Here is a 16,359-nt window from a genome sequence, read left to right as displayed (position 1 = left end):
GGAAGATGGACAAGGACAAGGAACAGGCCATAGCCCGCAAGGGCCGACATATCGGGGTGGTCATCGCCGTGACCATGCTGATCTGGCTTGCGATGAACCTGTTCATTGGCCCCGCGCTGGGTTTGACAACCCGGCATGCGCTGCTGTTTGATTTCGCCGCTCTGGCGGGATTCATCTATGCGGGCGTCAACATTTTTCAACTCTGGCGCATGCGTCAGGACAGCTGAAGGTAACACGCGATGCTGAAGGATCAGGACCGGATCTTTACCAACATCTACGGGATGCATGAACGCACGCTGAAAGGTGCGCAGGCCCGCGGGCATTGGGACGGCACTGCTGGCCTGATTGATAAAGGGCGCGACTGGATCATCCAGACGATGAAGGATTCCGGGCTGCGCGGACGCGGCGGCGCGGGTTTCCCGACCGGTCTCAAATGGTCGTTCATGCCCAAGGAAAGCGACGGGCGCCCGTCCTATCTGGTGGTCAACGCGGACGAATCCGAACCCGGCACCTGCAAAGACCGCGAGATCATGCGCCATGATCCGCATACGCTGATCGAGGGCTGCCTGATCGCGTCTTTCGCCATGAATGCCCACACCTGCTACATCTACCTGCGTGGTGAGTACATCCGCGAACGCGAGGCGTTGCAGGCCGCGATTGACGAGGCCTATGACGCGGGTCTGCTGGGCAAGAATGCCGCGGGCTCGGGCTGGGATTTCGACCTATTTCTGCACCACGGGGCGGGCGCCTATATCTGTGGCGAGGAAACCGCGCTGATTGAAAGCCTCGAAGGTAAAAAGGGCATGCCGCGGATGAAGCCGCCGTTCCCGGCAGGTGCGGGTTTGTATGGCTGCCCGACGACCGTGAACAACGTCGAATCCATCGCCGTCGTACCTACGATCCTGCGCCGTGGGGCGGATTGGTTCGCAGGTTTCGGCCGCCAGAACAACGCGGGCACCAAGCTGTTTGCGATCTCGGGTCACGTCAACAACCCCTGCGTCGTGGAAGAGGCGATGTCAATTTCCTTCGAGGAGCTGATCGAGACCCATTGCGGCGGCATTCGCGGTGGCTGGGACAATCTGCTGGCCGTGATCCCCGGAGGATCCTCGGTTCCGTGTGTGCGCGGTGAGAACATGCGCGACGCGATCATGGATTTCGATTATCTGCGCAACGATCTCGGCTCTGGGCTTGGAACGGCGGCGGTGATCGTGATGGACAGGTCCACCGACATCATCAAGGCGATCTGGCGCCTGTCAAAATTCTACAAACACGAAAGCTGCGGCCAGTGCACGCCCTGCCGCGAAGGCACTGGCTGGATGATGCGGGTCATGGACCGCCTGGTGCGCGGCGAGGCCGAGCTGGAAGAGATTGACATGCTGTTTGATGTGACCAAACAGGTGGAAGGTCACACGATCTGCGCGCTCGGCGATGCGGCCGCCTGGCCGATCCAGGGCCTGATCCGGAATTTCCGTGAAGAAATCGAAGACCGCATCAAGGCTCAGAAATCGGGCCGTATGGGTGCGATGGCGGCGGAGTGATCGGGATGGACATGTTTGCAGAATACAGCCACGCGATTTCATCGGTTGTGCTTTTCACGCTGGTGGTTCTGTTCCTGGCCCCGTTTTCAGCGCTGGCCAAGCAGGGCAAAGGCCTCGCGCCTGGGGCGACCCCTGAGCAGGACTATTCCGACCAGGCCTATCGACTGAACCGGGCCTATCTGAACGGAACGGAAACGCTTCCGGCGTTTGTGGCTGTTGTGACTGCGGCGGTATTGCTGGGCGTCAGCCCGGTCTGGGTCAATCTGCTGGCGTCTGTCGCATTGGTTGCGCGGTTGGTGATGCTGGTGGTGCACATCAAAGGCATAGGCAAGCCGAACAGTGGCCTTCGGTCCGTGCTGTATGTATTGGGCTGGGCCTGCATGTTTGTGATTGGGCTTATGGCATTGGTGGCGGCTTTCTGATGGCGTCCCGGCAGATGAGAACACGAAGAGGGATAGTATGAAGGCCTCAAGAACCCTTGTAGTCCTGCTGGCACTGGCAAGCGTGTCCGCCTGCGGCATCATCAAGCCGTCGGAAGATCGTATTCTGTTCGATGGAAAAGCGTTCAAGGCAAAGGCGAAGGCGGTCGACAAGAAAGCATCGCCAACGGACTTTACCGTTGTGGTAAAGGGTGCGTCCGCATCGCTGGACGGCGCACGTGAGGCCGGCCGTCATGAAGGAACCAAGTTTTGCGTGCAGAATTTCGGGTCTTCGCGGATCGATTGGAAAGTGGGGCCGGACACCGAACCGCAAAACCTGCGCATCAGTGATGATCAATTGACCTTTGCGGGAAAATGCCAACGGCCATGACGCGCGGTTTTGCATATCACGACACGGATTGCCGGCCGCTATTGCCTAGCAAGACCGGACCGGTTCGTTTTGGTGCGTCCAAAACGAAGGGAAAATCCATGTCTATTGCCAAATCACTTGCGCTGGCTACCTTGGTCACATTGCCTGCCGTTGCAAATGCGAAGCCGCCCTTGAGGGATGTCAAAGAGATCGACGACGAACTCTATTACATCGCGATCGCAAATGAAATTTCGGAATATTGCCCCTCGATCAGCGGGCGTCGATTGAAAGCGATCAGTGTGATGTGGGGGCTGCGCTCCAAGGCGAACAAACTGGGGTATACGGACACCGAAATCCGCTCTTACGTCGAATCGGATGCTGAAAAAGACCGGATGCGCGCCAAGGGCGAGGCGTATCTGGCTTCGAATGGCGTGACCTATGACAACCCCAACACATTCTGCACTCTGGGGCAGAAAGAAATCCAAAGAAACAGCGCCATTGGCGTTTATTTGAGGGCGAATTGAAAGCCATGTCTGACCTCCGCAAGATCAATATCGACGGACAGGAAATCGAAGTCGATGGCGCGATGACCCTGATCCAGGCTTGTGAACAAGCCGGGGTCGAAGTGCCGCGCTTTTGTTATCACGAGCGTCTGTCGATCGCTGGCAATTGCCGGATGTGCCTGGTCGAGGTCGTCGGCGGGCCGCCGAAACCTGCGGCCTCCTGCGCGATGCAGGTGCGTGACCTGCGTCCGGGGCCTGAAGGTCAACCCCCGGTGGTCAAGACGAACTCGCCCATGGTCAAAAAGGCCCGCGAAGGCGTGATGGAGTTCCTGCTGATCAACCATCCGCTGGATTGCCCGATCTGCGATCAGGGTGGCGAATGCGACCTTCAGGATCAGGCGATGGCCTATGGCATGTCCGGATCCCGCTTCAAGGAAGCAAAGCGGGCGGTCGATGATCTGGATCTTGGCCCGCTGGTTGGCACCGCAATGACCCGCTGCATCAGCTGCACGCGCTGCGTGCGCTTCACCACCGAAGTTGCCGGGATAACTCAGATGGGTCAGACCGGGCGCGGTGAGGATGCCGAGATCACCTCGTATCTGAACCAGACGCTGGATTCGAATTTGCAGGGCAACATCATCGATCTGTGCCCTGTCGGGGCGCTGACCTCCAAGCCCTACGCCTTTACTGCACGTCCGTGGGAATTGACCAAAACCGAAAGCATCGATGTGATGGATGCGTTGGGATCGAACATACGCGTCGATACCAAAGGCCGTGAAGTCATGCGTTTCCTGCCGCGCAATCATGACGGCGTGAACGAGGAATGGATCAGCGACAAGACCCGCTTTGTCTGGGATGGCCTGCGCCGTCAGCGTTTGGACAAGCCCTATGTCCGTAAAAACGGCAAGCTGCGCCCGGCCTCATGGTCCGAGGCGCTGACCAAGGCAGCAGAGGCGCTGAAAGGCGCCGAGAAACCCGCCGGTATCGTGGGCGATCTGGCTCCGGTCGAGGCGGCGTTTGCGCTGAAACAGATGATCGAAGGGCAGGGTGGTGTTGTCGAATGCCGTACCGATGGCGTAAAGCTTCCGGCGGGCAATCGTGGCGCTTACGCTGGCACCGCCGCGATTGAAGATATCGACACCGCGGAACGTATCCTGCTGATCGGTACCAACCCACGTGACGAAGCGCCTGTCCTGAACGCGCGCATCCGCAAGGCGTGGGCGCATGGGGCCGAAGTCGCTTTGGTCGGTCCTGCGGTCGATCTGACATATGAGTATCAGCATGTTGGCGATGATCGAACAGCGCTGCAAAAAGTTGTCGACATGGGCGGAGATGATGAGATCAAGGGAAAACGGTCGTTGGTCATCATCGGTCAGGGCGCTTTGCAGGAAGCGGACGGCGCCGCCGTGCTGGCTGCTGCGCAAGCCATCGCGGCCAATACAGAAAGTGGTCTGATCGTTTTGCACACTGCGGCATCGCGCGTTGGTGCGATGGATGTGGGTGCCACGAACGAAGGCGGAATGGACGCGATCAGCGCCGCCGACGTGATCTACAACCTTGGTGCGGATGAGGTCGAGATCGGCGAAGGCGCCTTTGTGATCTATCAGGGCAGCCATGGTGACCGGGGTGCACACCGCGCCGATGTGATCCTGCCAGGCGCGGCCTATACCGAGGAAAACGGCGTGTTCGTAAACACCGAAGGTCGCCCTCAACTGGCGATGCGGGCCGGTTTTGCGCCGGGTGAGGCGAAGGAAAACTGGGCCATCCTGCGCGCCTTGTCGGCCGAACTGGGCGCAACACTGCCCTACGACTCTCTGGCACAGTTGCGCACGGCCTTGATCGAGGCGGTTCCGCATCTGGCCCGTATCGACGAAGTGATCGAGAACGATGTGAAAGCTCTCGACGCCGGTACTCTGGGCAACGCAGCTTTCCGCTATGCGATCAAGGACTTCTACCTGACCAACCCGATCGCACGGGCTTCACAGTTGATGGCCGAGCTTTCGGCACAGGCGCAGGCCCGCAAATCCGAGAAGATCGCGGCGGAATGACCCAGACCATTTTCATATCGCAGATCGGCGCATCCGGTGCCGGGCGGCAGTTGGCCGCGCCTGATTTGCGTGTGAAACCGAATATTAAGGGTGGCGCAATGGCGGCAGATGCTGTTTACACCAACGCGCCGACCCAGCCGCAGTTTGCGCAGGCTTCTGGCCTTTGCATCGCGCGCGGAAAACGGAATACCCACGGTGTGAGGACCAATGGCTGAATTCTTTAACACCCCAGGCGGAATAGCCATCATCATTCTGGCGCAAGTGCTTGCCGTTGTTGCCTTTGTGATGATTTCACTGTTGTTCCTTGTTTACGGGGACCGCAAGATCTGGGCCGCTGTCCAGATGCGCCGAGGCCCCAACGTGGTGGGCGTCTATGGCTTACTGCAATCGGTGGCGGATGCCCTGAAATATGTGGTGAAAGAGGTCGTCATTCCTGCGGGCGCCGACCGGACGGTCTTTATCCTCGCACCGCTGACATCCTTCGTTCTGGCGATGATCGCCTGGGCGGTGATCCCGTTCAACGATGGCTGGGTTCTGTCGGATATCAACGTCGCGATCCTCTATGTATTCGCGGTGTCCTCGCTCGAGGTTTATGGCGTGATCATGGGCGGTTGGGCGTCGAACTCAAAGTACCCGTTCTTGGGCTCGCTGCGCTCGGCCGCGCAGATGATTTCGTACGAGGTTTCGATCGGCCTGATCATCATCGGTGTGATCATTTCGACCGGCTCGATGAATTTTGGCGACATCGTGCGCGCTCAGGACGGCTCGTTCGGCTTCTTCAGCTGGTACTGGCTGCCGCATTTCCCGATGGTGTTCCTGTTCTTCATCTCGGCCCTGGCCGAAACCAACCGACCACCGTTTGACTTGCCCGAGGCGGAATCGGAACTGGTCGCCGGTTATCAGGTCGAATATTCGGCCACGCCTTTCCTACTGTTCATGGCAGGCGAATACATCGCCATCTTCCTGATGTGCGCGCTGACCTCTCTGCTGTTCTTCGGCGGCTGGCTGTCCCCGATCCCGGGCCTGCCGGACGGCGTTCTGTGGATGGTGGCCAAGATGGCGTTCTTCTTCTTCATCTTCGCAATGGTCAAGGCGATCACGCCCCGCTACCGCTATGACCAGCTGATGCGGCTGGGCTGGAAAGTGTTCCTGCCATTCTCGCTGGCTTGGGTGGTTTTCGTGGCCTTTGCGGCGAAATTCGACTGGTTCTGGGGCGCATTTGCCCGTTGGAGCGTAGGAGGCTGATATGACCCAAATCGACTATACCCGCGCTGCCAAATACTTCCTTCTGCAAGACTTCTGGGTAGGCATGAAACTGGGGCTGAAGTATTTCTTCGCCCCCAAGGCCACGGTGAACTATCCTCACGAAAAGGGCCCGCTATCTCCGCGCTTCCGGGGTGAACACGCCCTGCGCCGTTATCCCAATGGCGAGGAACGCTGCATCGCCTGCAAACTCTGCGAGGCGATCTGCCCGGCCCAAGCCATCACCATCGACGCTGAACCGCGTGAGGACGGCAGCCGCCGCACCACGCGCTATGACATCGACATGACCAAGTGCATCTATTGCGGCTTCTGTCAGGAAGCCTGCCCGGTCGATGCCATCGTCGAAGGCCCGAATTTCGAATTCGCAACGGAAACCCGCGAAGAGCTGTTCTATGACAAGCAGAAACTGCTGGACAACGGCGATCGCTGGGAAGCCGAGATCGCCCGCAATCTGGAACTGGACGCGCCTTACCGATGAGTGACAGCCCGACAAATCCGTTCGAGCTGATGATGAAGCAGGCTCAGGACATGGCCAAGGCGATGAACCCGGCGATGGAGAATTTCTCGCCCAAGGGGTTCGAGGCGTTGTGGCCGACCATGCCGAAAGAGGTCATGGAGATGATGTTCGGCAACACCGTCAACAAGGACGGGCTGGATGCCAAGACCCGCCTGCTGCTGACGCTGGCCGGGCTGACCTGCCAGGGCGCGCAGGCGGATTCGGCGGTGCGTCAGACCGTGCGCCACGCTTTGGAGGCGGGTGCCAAGAAACAAGAGATCGTGGAAACGATCGGTCAGATGTCGGTCTTTGCCGGCATCCCGGCCATGACCCGCGCGCTGGATCTGGCGCAAGAGGTCATGGACGACAACGAGGATGAGGATCAATGACCGTCTTTGCCTTCTACCTGTTTGCCATCAGCGCCATTACCGGCGGGCTGTTCACGGTGATCAGCCGCCAGCCAGTGCACTCGGTGCTGTGGCTGATCCTGGCGTTTCTGTCCTCTGCAGGGCTGTTCGTGCTGCTGGGGGCCGAGTTCGTGGCGATGCTGCTGGTAATCGTCTATGTCGGCGCGGTCGCGGTGCTGTTCCTGTTCGTGGTGATGATGCTGGACGTGGACTTTGCCGAGCTCAAGGCCGAAATGGCGCGCTATATGCCGCTGGCCCTGCTGATCGGTCTGGTCATCCTGATGCAGTTCGTCATGGCCTTCGGGGCATGGGATAGCGCACAGGGTGCCGCGGCCAATCTGGCACAACCAGTGCCAGCGGACCGCCACAACACTGAGGCGCTGGGCGTCATCCTTTATGATCAATACTTCCTTCTGTTCCAGCTTGCGGGTCTGATCCTGCTGGTGGCCATGATCGGCGCCATCGTTCTGACGCTGCGCCACCGTCAGGACATCAAGCGTCAGGACATCGTCGGCCAGATGATGCGCGACCCGGCCAAGGCGATGGAATTGAAGGACGTAAAACCGGGGCAGGGACTTTGAGACCATGATCGGACTTGAACACTATCTTACGGTCGCGGCGACGCTGTTCGTCATCGGCATCTTCGGTCTCTTCCTGAACCGCAAGAACGTCATCATCCTGCTGATGAGCATCGAACTGATGCTGCTGGCGGTGAATATCAACCTCGTGGCGTTTTCCAGTTTCCTCGGCGATCTGGTCGGGCAGGTGTTTACGCTGTTCGTTCTGACCGTGGCGGCGGCCGAGGCGGCGATCGGGTTGGCCATTCTGGTCTGCTTCTTCCGCAACCGCGGCACCATCGCGGTTGAAGACGTCAATATGATGAAGGGGTAAGGGAACATGGAAACCACCATCCTCTTTGCCCCGCTGGTGGGCGCGCTGCTCTGCGGGTTCGGCTGGAAGTTCATTGGCGAGAAAGCCGCCATGTGGACGGCCACGGGCCTGCTGTTTCTGGCTTGTCTGCTGTCATGGCTCGTGTTCTTCTCGTTCGACGGGCACACACAACAGATCGAGATCATGCGCTGGATCGAAAGCGGGTCGCTCTCGACCTCGTGGGCCATCCGTCTGGACCGGCTGACCGCCATCATGCTGATCGTGGTCACCACGGTTTCGGCGCTCGTGCATCTCTACAGCTTTGGCTACATGGATCACGACCCGCAATGGCGCGAAGGCGAAAGCTATAAGCCGCGTTTCTTTGCCTATCTGTCCTTCTTTACCTTCGCGATGCTGATGCTGGTGACGGCGGACAACCTTGTGCAGATGTTCTTTGGCTGGGAAGGCGTGGGTGTTGCCTCGTATCTGCTGATCGGCTTCTACTATCGCAAGCCGTCGGCAAATGCTGCGGCGATGAAAGCGTTCATCGTCAACCGTGTGGGCGATTTTGGCTTTGCTCTGGGCATCTTCGCGCTGTTCTTCCTGACCGACAGCATCAACTTTTCGGACATTTTCGCATCGGCACCCGCGCTTGCAGAAGAAAAGCTGCATTTCCTGTGGGGCGAATGGACCGCGGTCGAGGTGATCTGTGTTCTGCTGTTCATCGGTGCGATGGGTAAATCCGCGCAGCTGATCCTGCACACCTGGTTGCCGGACGCGATGGAAGGCCCGACGCCGGTGTCGGCCCTGATCCACGCGGCCACCATGGTGACAGCGGGCGTGTTCCTTGTCTGCCGCATGTCGCCGCTGATGGAGTTCGCGCCGGGTGCGACCGGGTTCATCACTTTCCTTGGGGCCTCGACAGCGTTCTTCGCGGCGACCGTGGGTCTGGTACAGACCGACATCAAGCGCGTCATTGCGTATTCGACCTGTTCCCAGCTGGGATACATGTTCGTGGCCGCGGGCGTCGGCATGTATTCGGCGGCGATGTTCCACCTGTTCACGCACGCTTTCTTCAAAGCGCTGCTGTTCCTCGGTGCCGGTTCCGTGATCCACGCCATGCATCACGAGCAGGAGATGACGGAATATGGCGGTCTGCGCAAAAAGATCCCTTACACCTTCTGGGCAATGATGATCGGAACGCTGGCCATCACAGGTGTCGGCATTCCGCTTACCACAATCGGTTTTGCCGGGTTCCTGTCTAAAGACGCGATCATCGAAAGCGCCTATGCGGGCGGAACCGGCTACGCCTTCTGGATGCTGGTGATCGCGGCGATGTTCACCTCGTTCTATAGCTGGCGTCTGATTTTCCTGACCTTCTATGGCAAACCGCGTGGCGACAAGCATACGCATGACCACGCACATGAAAGCCCGATGACCATGCTGGTGCCGCTTGGCGTTCTGTCGCTGGGTGCGGTGTTTGCCGGGATGATCTGGTATGGCAATTTCTTTGGCCATGCGGACAAGGTCGGCAAGTTCTACGGTATTCCGGTTGCCGAAGCGTCAGAACATGCCGAGGCCAGTGATCATGCGGCGGCGGATGCTTCGCACGGTGAAGACAGCCATGCGGATGAAAGCCACGCGGCTGACAGTCATGCCGATGAAGGTCATGGTGAGAAGGATGCAAAGGGTGGCGATCATCACTATGTCTTTGCGGGCCAGCCCGGCGAGGGCGCGCTTTACATGGCGCCGGACAACCATGTTCTGGACGATGCGCATGCGGCTCCGAAATGGGTCAAGGTTTCACCCTTCGTCGCCATGTTGCTTGGCTTTGTCGTGGCCTATTGGTTCTACATCGTGAATACGTCGCTGCCGGCACGTCTGGCTGCAAATCAGCGTCCGCTGTACCTGTTCCTTCTGAACAAGTGGTATTTCGACGAAATCTACGATGCGGTCTTCGTAAAACCCACTGTGGCGCTTGGCCGCTTCCTGTGGAAACGCGGTGACGGCAATACAATCGATGGCTTCCTGAACGGAGTAGCAATGGGCGTTGTTCCCTTCTTCACCCGCCTCGCCGGCAAGGCGCAGACCGGGTACATCTTTACCTATGCCTTCTGGATGGTGCTGGGCATCGCGGCCCTTGTCACCTGGATGTCGATCGGCGGAGGGGCCCAGTAATGGATTATATCCTTTCGATCGTCACGTTTATCCCCGCCATCGCCGCAGGCATTCTGGCCTTGTTCCTGCAAGGTGACGATGCGGCGGCACAGCGGAACGCCAAGTGGATTGCTCTGCTGGCCACCACTGTGACCTTCCTGGTTTCCATCGGCATCTATACAGGCTTTGACCCGTCGAACCCCGGTTTCCAGATGGTGGAAGAGGGTGAGTGGCTGATGGGCCTCAAATACAAGATGGGTGTTGATGGCATCAGTGTCCTGTTCGTTCTGCTGACGACCTTCATCATGCCGCTGACCATTCTGGCCAGCTGGAATGTCACGGACCGTGTCAAGGAATACATGGTTGCCTTCCTGCTGCTGGAAACGCTGATGCTGGGCGTCTTCATGGCGCTTGATCTGGTACTGTTCTACCTGTTCTTCGAAGCGGGTCTTATTCCGATGTTCCTGATCATCGGGATATGGGGCGGCAAGGATCGGATCTACGCCAGCTTCAAGTTCTTCCTCTACACCTTCCTCGGCTCGGTCTTGATGCTGGTCGCCATGGTTGCAATGTATGCGGATGCGGGCACCACGGACATTGCCGCGCTGATGACGCACCAGTTCTCGTCCGAGGGCTTCAGCGTGCTGGGCATCTATGTTGTCGGTGGCATGCAGACCCTGATGTTCCTGGCCTTCTTTGCCTCGTTCGCGGTGAAAATGCCGATGTGGCCGGTGCATACCTGGTTGCCGGACGCCCACGTTCAGGCGCCCACGGCGGGATCGGTCGTACTGGCCGCGATCCTTCTGAAGATGGGCGGCTATGGCTTCCTGCGGTTCAGCCTGCCGATGTTCCCGGTGGGTTCGGCCGTGATGACCGATCTGGTGCTGTGGATGTCTGCCATCGCGGTTGTCTATACCTCTTTGGTGGCGCTGGTGCAGGAGGATATGAAGAAACTGATCGCCTATTCCTCGGTCGCGCATATGGGCTTTGTGACCATGGGTATTTTCGCGGCAAACCAGCAGGGCATCGATGGCGCGATCTTCCAGATGCTCAGCCACGGGTTCATCTCGGCCGCGCTGTTCCTGTGCGTTGGCGTGATCTATGACCGGATGCACACCCGCGATATCGAGGCTTATGGCGGTCTGGTGATCCGGATGCCAGCCTACGCGCTGGTCTTTATGTTGTTTACAATGGCCAATGTGGGCCTGCCGGGCACCAGTGGCTTCATCGGTGAATTCCTGACCCTGATGGGCGCGTTCCAGGTCAACACCTGGGTAACGGCGGTGGCAGCGACCGGTGTGATCTTCTCGGCGGCTTATGCGCTGTGGCTCTACCGCCGGGTCGTGTTTGGCGATCTGATCAAGGAAAGCCTTAAGGCGATGACCGACATGAGCTCGCGCGAGCGATTGATCTTCGCCCCGCTGATCGTGATGACCATCCTGCTGGGTGTCTACCCGTCGCTGGTGACCGATGTAATCGGGCAATCCACAGCGGCTCTGATTTCGAACTATGACACGGCTCTGGCCGCGGCTGAGGCTGCGACCCAGACAGCCGCTTCGCATTAAGGGAGCTTTGGAGACATGATCCAGGCTGATCTGACAATCATCCTGCCGGAAGTCGTTCTGGCGCTTTATGCGATGGCGGCGCTGCTGGGGGCTGTCTACACGACAAAGGACGGACTAGCGCCTTTGCTGGTCTGGACCACGGCAGGTCTTATGGCCCTTCTGGCAATCTGGATTGCAACTCAGGGCGGGGGTACAAACGTGGCCTTCAACGGCATGTTCGTCGATGACGGCTTTGCCCGCTTTGCCAAGGTTGCTATCCTTTTGTCGGCGGGTGCAGTACTGGTCATGAGCCAGGAATACATGGCGCGCCGCGATCTGCTGCGTTTTGAATATCCTTTGCTGGTGGCACTGGCCGCCGTGGGGATGATGATGATGGTCAGCGCAGGCGATCTGATGTCGCTTTACATGGGGCTCGAGCTGCAATCGCTGTCGCTCTATGTCGTGGCCGCTCTGCGTCGTGACAGCGCGAAATCGACCGAGGCAGGTCTGAAGTATTTTGTGCTGGGTGCGCTGAGCTCGGGTCTGCTGCTTTATGGCGCGTCGCTGGTCTATGGCTTCACCGGCACCACGTTGTTCTCGGGCATCATCCAGACAGTTCACCATGGCGATGTTTCGTTGGGGCTGCTGTTTGGCCTGATCTTCCTGATCTCAGGTCTGGCCTTCAAGGTCTCGGCCGTACCGTTCCATATGTGGACGCCGGACGTTTACGAGGGGTCTCCGACACCGATCACGGCTTTCTTTGCCACGGCGCCCAAGGTTGCGGCGATGGCGTTGTTCGCGCGCCTGTTGCATGACGCGTTCGGCGGCATTGTCAAAGACTGGCAGCAAGTGATTGTCCTGCTGTCCGTGCTGTCGATGTTGCTGGGGGCCGTGGCCGCGATCGGGCAGCGCGACATCAAGCGACTGATGGCGTTTTCGTCGATTGCCCATATGGGCTATGCGCTGATTGGCCTGGCCGCTGGTACCGAGCTGGGTATCAAGGCCATGCTCATGTATCTGGCCATCTACGTGACCATGAATATCGGCACCTTCGCCTTCATTCTGATGATGGAACGTGACGGCAAACCCATCACCGATATTGACGCTCTGCGGCAATACTCCAAGCGTGATCCGGGCAAGGCGCTGGCGGTGCTGATCCTGATGTTCAGCCTGGCGGGCGTGCCTCCGATGCTTGGTTTCTTTGCGAAATTCGGCGTCTGGCAGGCGGGCGTCAGTGCGGGTCTGACCGGTCTGGTCGTCGTCTCGGCCATCGCTTCGGTCATCGGTGCCTTCTATTACCTGCGGATCGTGTTCTACATGTATTTCGGGGCCGAGAACGAAGAGCCGATCGAAACCCGGTCGACCCCTGTTCTGTGGGTGGCATTGATGGGGTCTGCGGCCCTAATGCTGGTCGGCATCTTCTATCAGTTCGGCGTCGAGGGCGCGGCAGCTGCCGCGGCGGCCACGCTTGTCAATTGATCGTTTCACACATCCGGAAAGAGGGGCTCGGTCGCGCGACCGGGCCTTTTTGATATGACAAAATGGCCCCAAGGCTATGGCCTGCACGAGGTGCAGGAAGTCGACAGCACGCTGAATGAAGCGGCGCGGATTGCTCCGAATGCGCGTGGTCCCGTCTGGATCATGGCGCATCACCAGACGGCGGCGCGCGGGCGGCGCGGACGAAGCTGGGCCAACCCGATGGGCAACCTGGCGGCGACCTTGCTGATGCGTCCTCAGGGCGCGCCGGAACAGGCGGCTTTGCGCAGTTTCGTGGCGGCGCTGGCCCTTTTTGACGCGTGTGTCGCCGTTACCGGGCGGGCTGCCGGACTGTCGCTGAAATGGCCCAATGACGTGCTGCTGAACGGCGGCAAGCTTGCCGGTATCCTGCTGGAAAGCACGGGGCAGGGGCATGGCGTGGCGCATCTGTCCATCGGCATCGGAGTGAATCTGGCCAATGCCCCGGATGCGGACGCGGTAGAGCCCGGCGCGGTTCGTCCCGTCTCACTTCTTTCGGAAACCGGGGCACATGTCTCGCCCGAGGATTTTCTGACCGAACTGGCCGCGGCCTATGCCGGGTATGAAACCCAATTCGTCACCTATGGGTTCGAACCGATCCGCACTGCCTGGCTGTCCCGCGCGGCCCGGTTGGGCGAGGTCATCACCGCGCGGACCGGTACGTCAGAAACGGTTGGTACCTTCGAAACGGTGGACGCAGGTGGTAACCTTGTCTTAAACACCGCCAAAGGCCGCGTGAGCATTCCTGCGGCGGATGTCTATTTCTGAGAGGGGCGCGGATGCTTCTGGCCATCGATTGCGGCAATACCAATACCGTCTTCTCGATCTGGGACGGTGAAGAATTTCTGTGCACCCTGCGCACCTCGACCCACCATGCGCGCACGGCAGACGCGTATTTCACCTGGTATTCGACGCTGGTGAAACATTATGGGATCGAGGCGAATATCTCGGATGTCATCATTGCCTCGACCGTGCCACGTGTCGTGTTCAACCTGCGCATCTTTGCCGATCGCTTTTTTGGTTGCAGACCATTGGTTGTGGGCAAGCCCGATTGCCTGTTGCCTGTCCCGCCGCGTGTGGATGAAGGCACGGTGCCCGGCCCGGATCGACTGGCCAATGCCGTGGGCGCTTTTGACCGCCATGGTGGCAATGTGGTTGTCGTGGACTTTGGTACCGCAACAAATTTCGACGTTGTCGCCGCGGACGGTGCCTATGTGGGGGGCGTTATCGCTCCGGGTGTGAACCTCAGCCTTGAGGCTTTGCATCAGGGCGCAGCCGCACTGCCGCATATCGACATCACGCGTCCCGAGAAGGTGATCGGTACAAATACGGTTGGTTGTATTCAATCGGGCGTGTATTGGGGATATTCCGGTTTGATCGAGGGGCTGATCGCCCGGATCAAGGCCGAGTATGGAATGCCGATGAAAGTCGTTGGAACCGGAGGGCTGGCCCCCTTGTTCGATCAGGCCGACGTGGGGTTCGACGCAATCGAAGATGATCTGACGATGCACGGCCTGACCGTGATCCATCGCTACAACAAGGATAATGGCTCCGTATGAGCAGTGAAAGATTGATCTACCTGCCGCTGGGTGGCGCGGGCGAAATTGGCATGAACGCCTATGCGTACGGCTACGGTGAACCGGGAAAGGAACGCCTGATCCTTGTGGATCTGGGCGTCACTTTTCCTGATATGGACACAACGCCGGGCGTTGACCTTATCCATGCCGATATCTTTTGGCTGAAAGAGCGTGCCGACCGGCTGGATGGTGTTTTCATCACGCACGCCCATGAAGACCACGTCGGTGCCGTGGCCCATTGTTATGAAGCTTTGGGCGCGCCGGTCTATGCGCGCGCCTTCACGGCCAATATCGCGCGCCGTAAGATGGAAGAACACGCGCACCCGACCGAGGCGGTCACGACTGTTTCCGCCTGGCCTGAACAGGTGTCCGTCGGGCCGTTCACGGTTGGCTTCCTTCCTGTTTCGCACTCGATTCCCGAAAGTGCCGCACTGGTCATCGACACACCCGCAGGGCGTGTCGTGCATTCGGGCGACTTCAAGCTGGATGCTGCACCCGTCGTTGGAGAGGCCTTTGACCCTGACCTGTGGGCCGAGGTTGCCAAGCCCGGCATCAAGGCGCTGGTCTGTGACAGTACGAATGTGTTTTCGACCCATCCGGGGCGTTCAGAATCCGAAGTTGGCCCCGAGATTGTCAAGCTGGTCGAAAGCGCGGAAGGTATGGTCGTGGCGACCACCTTTGCGTCAAACGTCGCGCGGGTCAAAACGCTGGCCGAAGCAGGTGCGCGGGCCGGGCGTTCCGTCGTTCTGCTGGGGCGCGCGATGCGTCGGATGATCGAAGCCGCGACCGAAACCGGTATTCTTGCGGATTTTCCAAAGGTGATCAGCGCCGAAGAGGCTCTGGACCTTCCGCGCCAGAACCTGATGCTGATCGTGACCGGCAGCCAGGGGGAACGACGGGCCGCAAGCGCCCAACTGGCCCGTGGCAAGTACCGTGGTCTGGAGCTGGCCGAAGGCGATCTGTTCCTGTTTTCCTCGAAAACCATTCCCGGGAACGAGCGGGGCGTGATCTTTATCATGAACCAGCTCAGCGAAAAGGGCGTGGATGTCGTCGATGACAGTTCGGGCCTCTATCATGTCTCGGGCCATGCGAACCGGCCGGACCTCGAGAAAGTGCATGCACTGACCGATCCGCAATTCGTGATCCCGATGCATGGCGAACACCGGCACCTGCGCGAGCATGTCAAACTGGCAGAGCAGGGCGGCAGAACCGGAGTGCTGGCGGTGAACGGAACCATGCTGGATCTCAGCGGCAATGCGCCTGTAGTCGTCGATTATGTTGAAACCGGTCGCACATATCTGGACGGTACAGTGAAGATCGGTGCCCTTGACGGCGTGGTGCGGGATCGTATCCGCATGGCTTTGAACGGCCATGTTACGGTGACGGTGGTTCTGGACGAAGAAGACGAACCGCTGGGCGAGCCGTGGTGCGATACCATGGGGCTGCCCGAAACCGGCACGTCCCGTGCCGCGTTGGTCGAAGTTCTGGAAGAGGACCTGAACCAGTTCCTGATGCGGGCCGCCGCCAAGACCCTGCGCGATGACGACAAGCTGGAAGAAGAAATGCGCCGCATCGTGCGGCAGACAGCCAAAGCCGAAATTGGCAAAAAGCCCGAAGTGACGGTGGTGGTCAGCCGGATGCGGTGAAACCGA

The 16,359-nt window shown here is 59.3% G+C and carries 18 protein-coding genes; all 18 read left to right on the top strand.

Going from position 1 to position 16,359, the window contains the following annotated elements; all coding sequences use genetic code 11:
- The first annotated feature begins 5 nt into the window (after window positions 1-5).
- The 18 genes from I9185_RS06215 (at window position 6) to I9185_RS06130 (ending at window position 16,353) form a co-directional block, all read left to right on the top strand.
- The gene (locus I9185_RS06215; protein ID WP_171115038.1) at window positions 6-227 is read left to right on the top strand and encodes a DUF5337 domain-containing protein; all 222 of its coding nucleotides are present in this window, start codon (window positions 6-8) and stop codon (window positions 225-227) included.
- Between the two features lie 12 nt (window positions 228-239).
- Window positions 240-1,538 (top strand): NADH-quinone oxidoreductase subunit NuoF, encoded by a 1,299-nt coding sequence (nuoF, locus tag I9185_RS06210; protein WP_171631150.1) that lies wholly within the window; start codon window positions 240-242, stop codon window positions 1,536-1,538.
- A 5-nt stretch (window positions 1,539-1,543) separates the two neighbouring features.
- Window positions 1,544-1,960, top strand: a complete 417-nt coding sequence (locus I9185_RS06205; protein ID WP_210092583.1) for an MAPEG family protein — start codon at window positions 1,544-1,546, stop codon at window positions 1,958-1,960.
- Between the two features lie 37 nt (window positions 1,961-1,997).
- Window positions 1,998-2,348: a hypothetical protein gene (locus I9185_RS06200; protein ID WP_171631153.1), complete on the top strand. Its 351-nt coding sequence runs from the start codon at window positions 1,998-2,000 to the stop codon at window positions 2,346-2,348.
- A 98-nt stretch (window positions 2,349-2,446) separates the two neighbouring features.
- Window positions 2,447-2,851 carry a DUF5333 domain-containing protein gene (locus I9185_RS06195; protein WP_210092582.1) on the top strand — a complete coding sequence of 135 codons (405 nt, stop codon included), beginning with the start codon at window positions 2,447-2,449 and terminating at the stop codon, window positions 2,849-2,851.
- A 5-nt stretch (window positions 2,852-2,856) separates the two neighbouring features.
- Window positions 2,857-4,878, top strand: a complete 2,022-nt coding sequence (nuoG, locus tag I9185_RS06190) for an NADH-quinone oxidoreductase subunit NuoG (protein ID WP_210092581.1) — start codon at window positions 2,857-2,859, stop codon at window positions 4,876-4,878.
- Window positions 4,875-5,093, top strand: coding sequence for a hypothetical protein (locus I9185_RS06185; RefSeq protein ID WP_171631160.1), 219 nt, complete (start codon window positions 4,875-4,877; stop codon window positions 5,091-5,093). The genes nuoG and I9185_RS06185 overlap by 4 nt, the downstream gene beginning before the upstream one ends.
- On the top strand, window positions 5,086-6,123 hold the full coding sequence (gene nuoH / locus I9185_RS06180) for an NADH-quinone oxidoreductase subunit NuoH (RefSeq protein ID WP_152458581.1): 1,038 nt from the start codon (window positions 5,086-5,088) through the stop codon (window positions 6,121-6,123). The genes I9185_RS06185 and nuoH overlap by 8 nt, the downstream gene beginning before the upstream one ends.
- 1 nt (window position 6,124) lies before the next feature.
- Window positions 6,125-6,619 carry an NADH-quinone oxidoreductase subunit NuoI gene (nuoI, locus tag I9185_RS06175; RefSeq protein WP_210092580.1) on the top strand — a complete coding sequence of 165 codons (495 nt, stop codon included), beginning with the start codon at window positions 6,125-6,127 and terminating at the stop codon, window positions 6,617-6,619.
- Entirely contained in the window at window positions 6,616-7,026 is a 411-nt protein-coding gene (locus I9185_RS06170; protein WP_210092579.1) for a carboxymuconolactone decarboxylase family protein, read from the top strand. Before nuoI ends, I9185_RS06170 begins: the two co-directional genes overlap by 4 nt.
- On the top strand, window positions 7,023-7,625 hold the full coding sequence (locus I9185_RS06165) for an NADH-quinone oxidoreductase subunit J (RefSeq protein ID WP_209832599.1): 603 nt from the start codon (window positions 7,023-7,025) through the stop codon (window positions 7,623-7,625). Before I9185_RS06170 ends, I9185_RS06165 begins: the two co-directional genes overlap by 4 nt.
- 4 nt (window positions 7,626-7,629) lie before the next feature.
- The gene (gene nuoK, locus I9185_RS06160) at window positions 7,630-7,935 is read left to right on the top strand and encodes an NADH-quinone oxidoreductase subunit NuoK (protein WP_005984024.1); all 306 of its coding nucleotides are present in this window, start codon (window positions 7,630-7,632) and stop codon (window positions 7,933-7,935) included.
- 6 nt (window positions 7,936-7,941) lie between these two features.
- Window positions 7,942-10,092 carry an NADH-quinone oxidoreductase subunit L gene (nuoL, locus tag I9185_RS06155; RefSeq protein WP_210092578.1) on the top strand — a complete coding sequence of 717 codons (2,151 nt, stop codon included), beginning with the start codon at window positions 7,942-7,944 and terminating at the stop codon, window positions 10,090-10,092.
- Window positions 10,092-11,636, top strand: coding sequence for an NADH-quinone oxidoreductase subunit M (locus I9185_RS06150; RefSeq protein ID WP_171167325.1), 1,545 nt, complete (start codon window positions 10,092-10,094; stop codon window positions 11,634-11,636). The genes nuoL and I9185_RS06150 overlap by 1 nt, the downstream gene beginning before the upstream one ends.
- Before the next feature lie 15 nt (window positions 11,637-11,651).
- Complete coding sequence (gene nuoN / locus I9185_RS06145; RefSeq protein WP_210092577.1) at window positions 11,652-13,094, top strand: NADH-quinone oxidoreductase subunit NuoN; 1,443 nt, start codon at window positions 11,652-11,654, stop codon at window positions 13,092-13,094.
- Between the two features lie 54 nt (window positions 13,095-13,148).
- Window positions 13,149-13,898, top strand: coding sequence for a biotin--[acetyl-CoA-carboxylase] ligase (locus tag I9185_RS06140; RefSeq protein WP_171631171.1), 750 nt, complete (start codon window positions 13,149-13,151; stop codon window positions 13,896-13,898).
- An 11-nt stretch (window positions 13,899-13,909) separates the two neighbouring features.
- Window positions 13,910-14,689, top strand: a complete 780-nt coding sequence (locus I9185_RS06135; protein WP_171631173.1) for a type III pantothenate kinase — start codon at window positions 13,910-13,912, stop codon at window positions 14,687-14,689.
- Window positions 14,686-16,353 carry a ribonuclease J gene (locus I9185_RS06130; protein ID WP_210092576.1) on the top strand — a complete coding sequence of 556 codons (1,668 nt, stop codon included), beginning with the start codon at window positions 14,686-14,688 and terminating at the stop codon, window positions 16,351-16,353. The genes I9185_RS06135 and I9185_RS06130 overlap by 4 nt, the downstream gene beginning before the upstream one ends.
- Window positions 16,354-16,359: the final 6 nt, after the last annotated feature.

This window comes from Ruegeria sp. HKCCSP346 (assembly GCF_017872595.1).
Lineage (GTDB): Bacteria > Pseudomonadota > Alphaproteobacteria > Rhodobacterales > Rhodobacteraceae > Ruegeria.
Note: the sequence above shows the minus strand (reverse complement) of the source record. Positions and strands in the feature narration are given on the sequence as shown.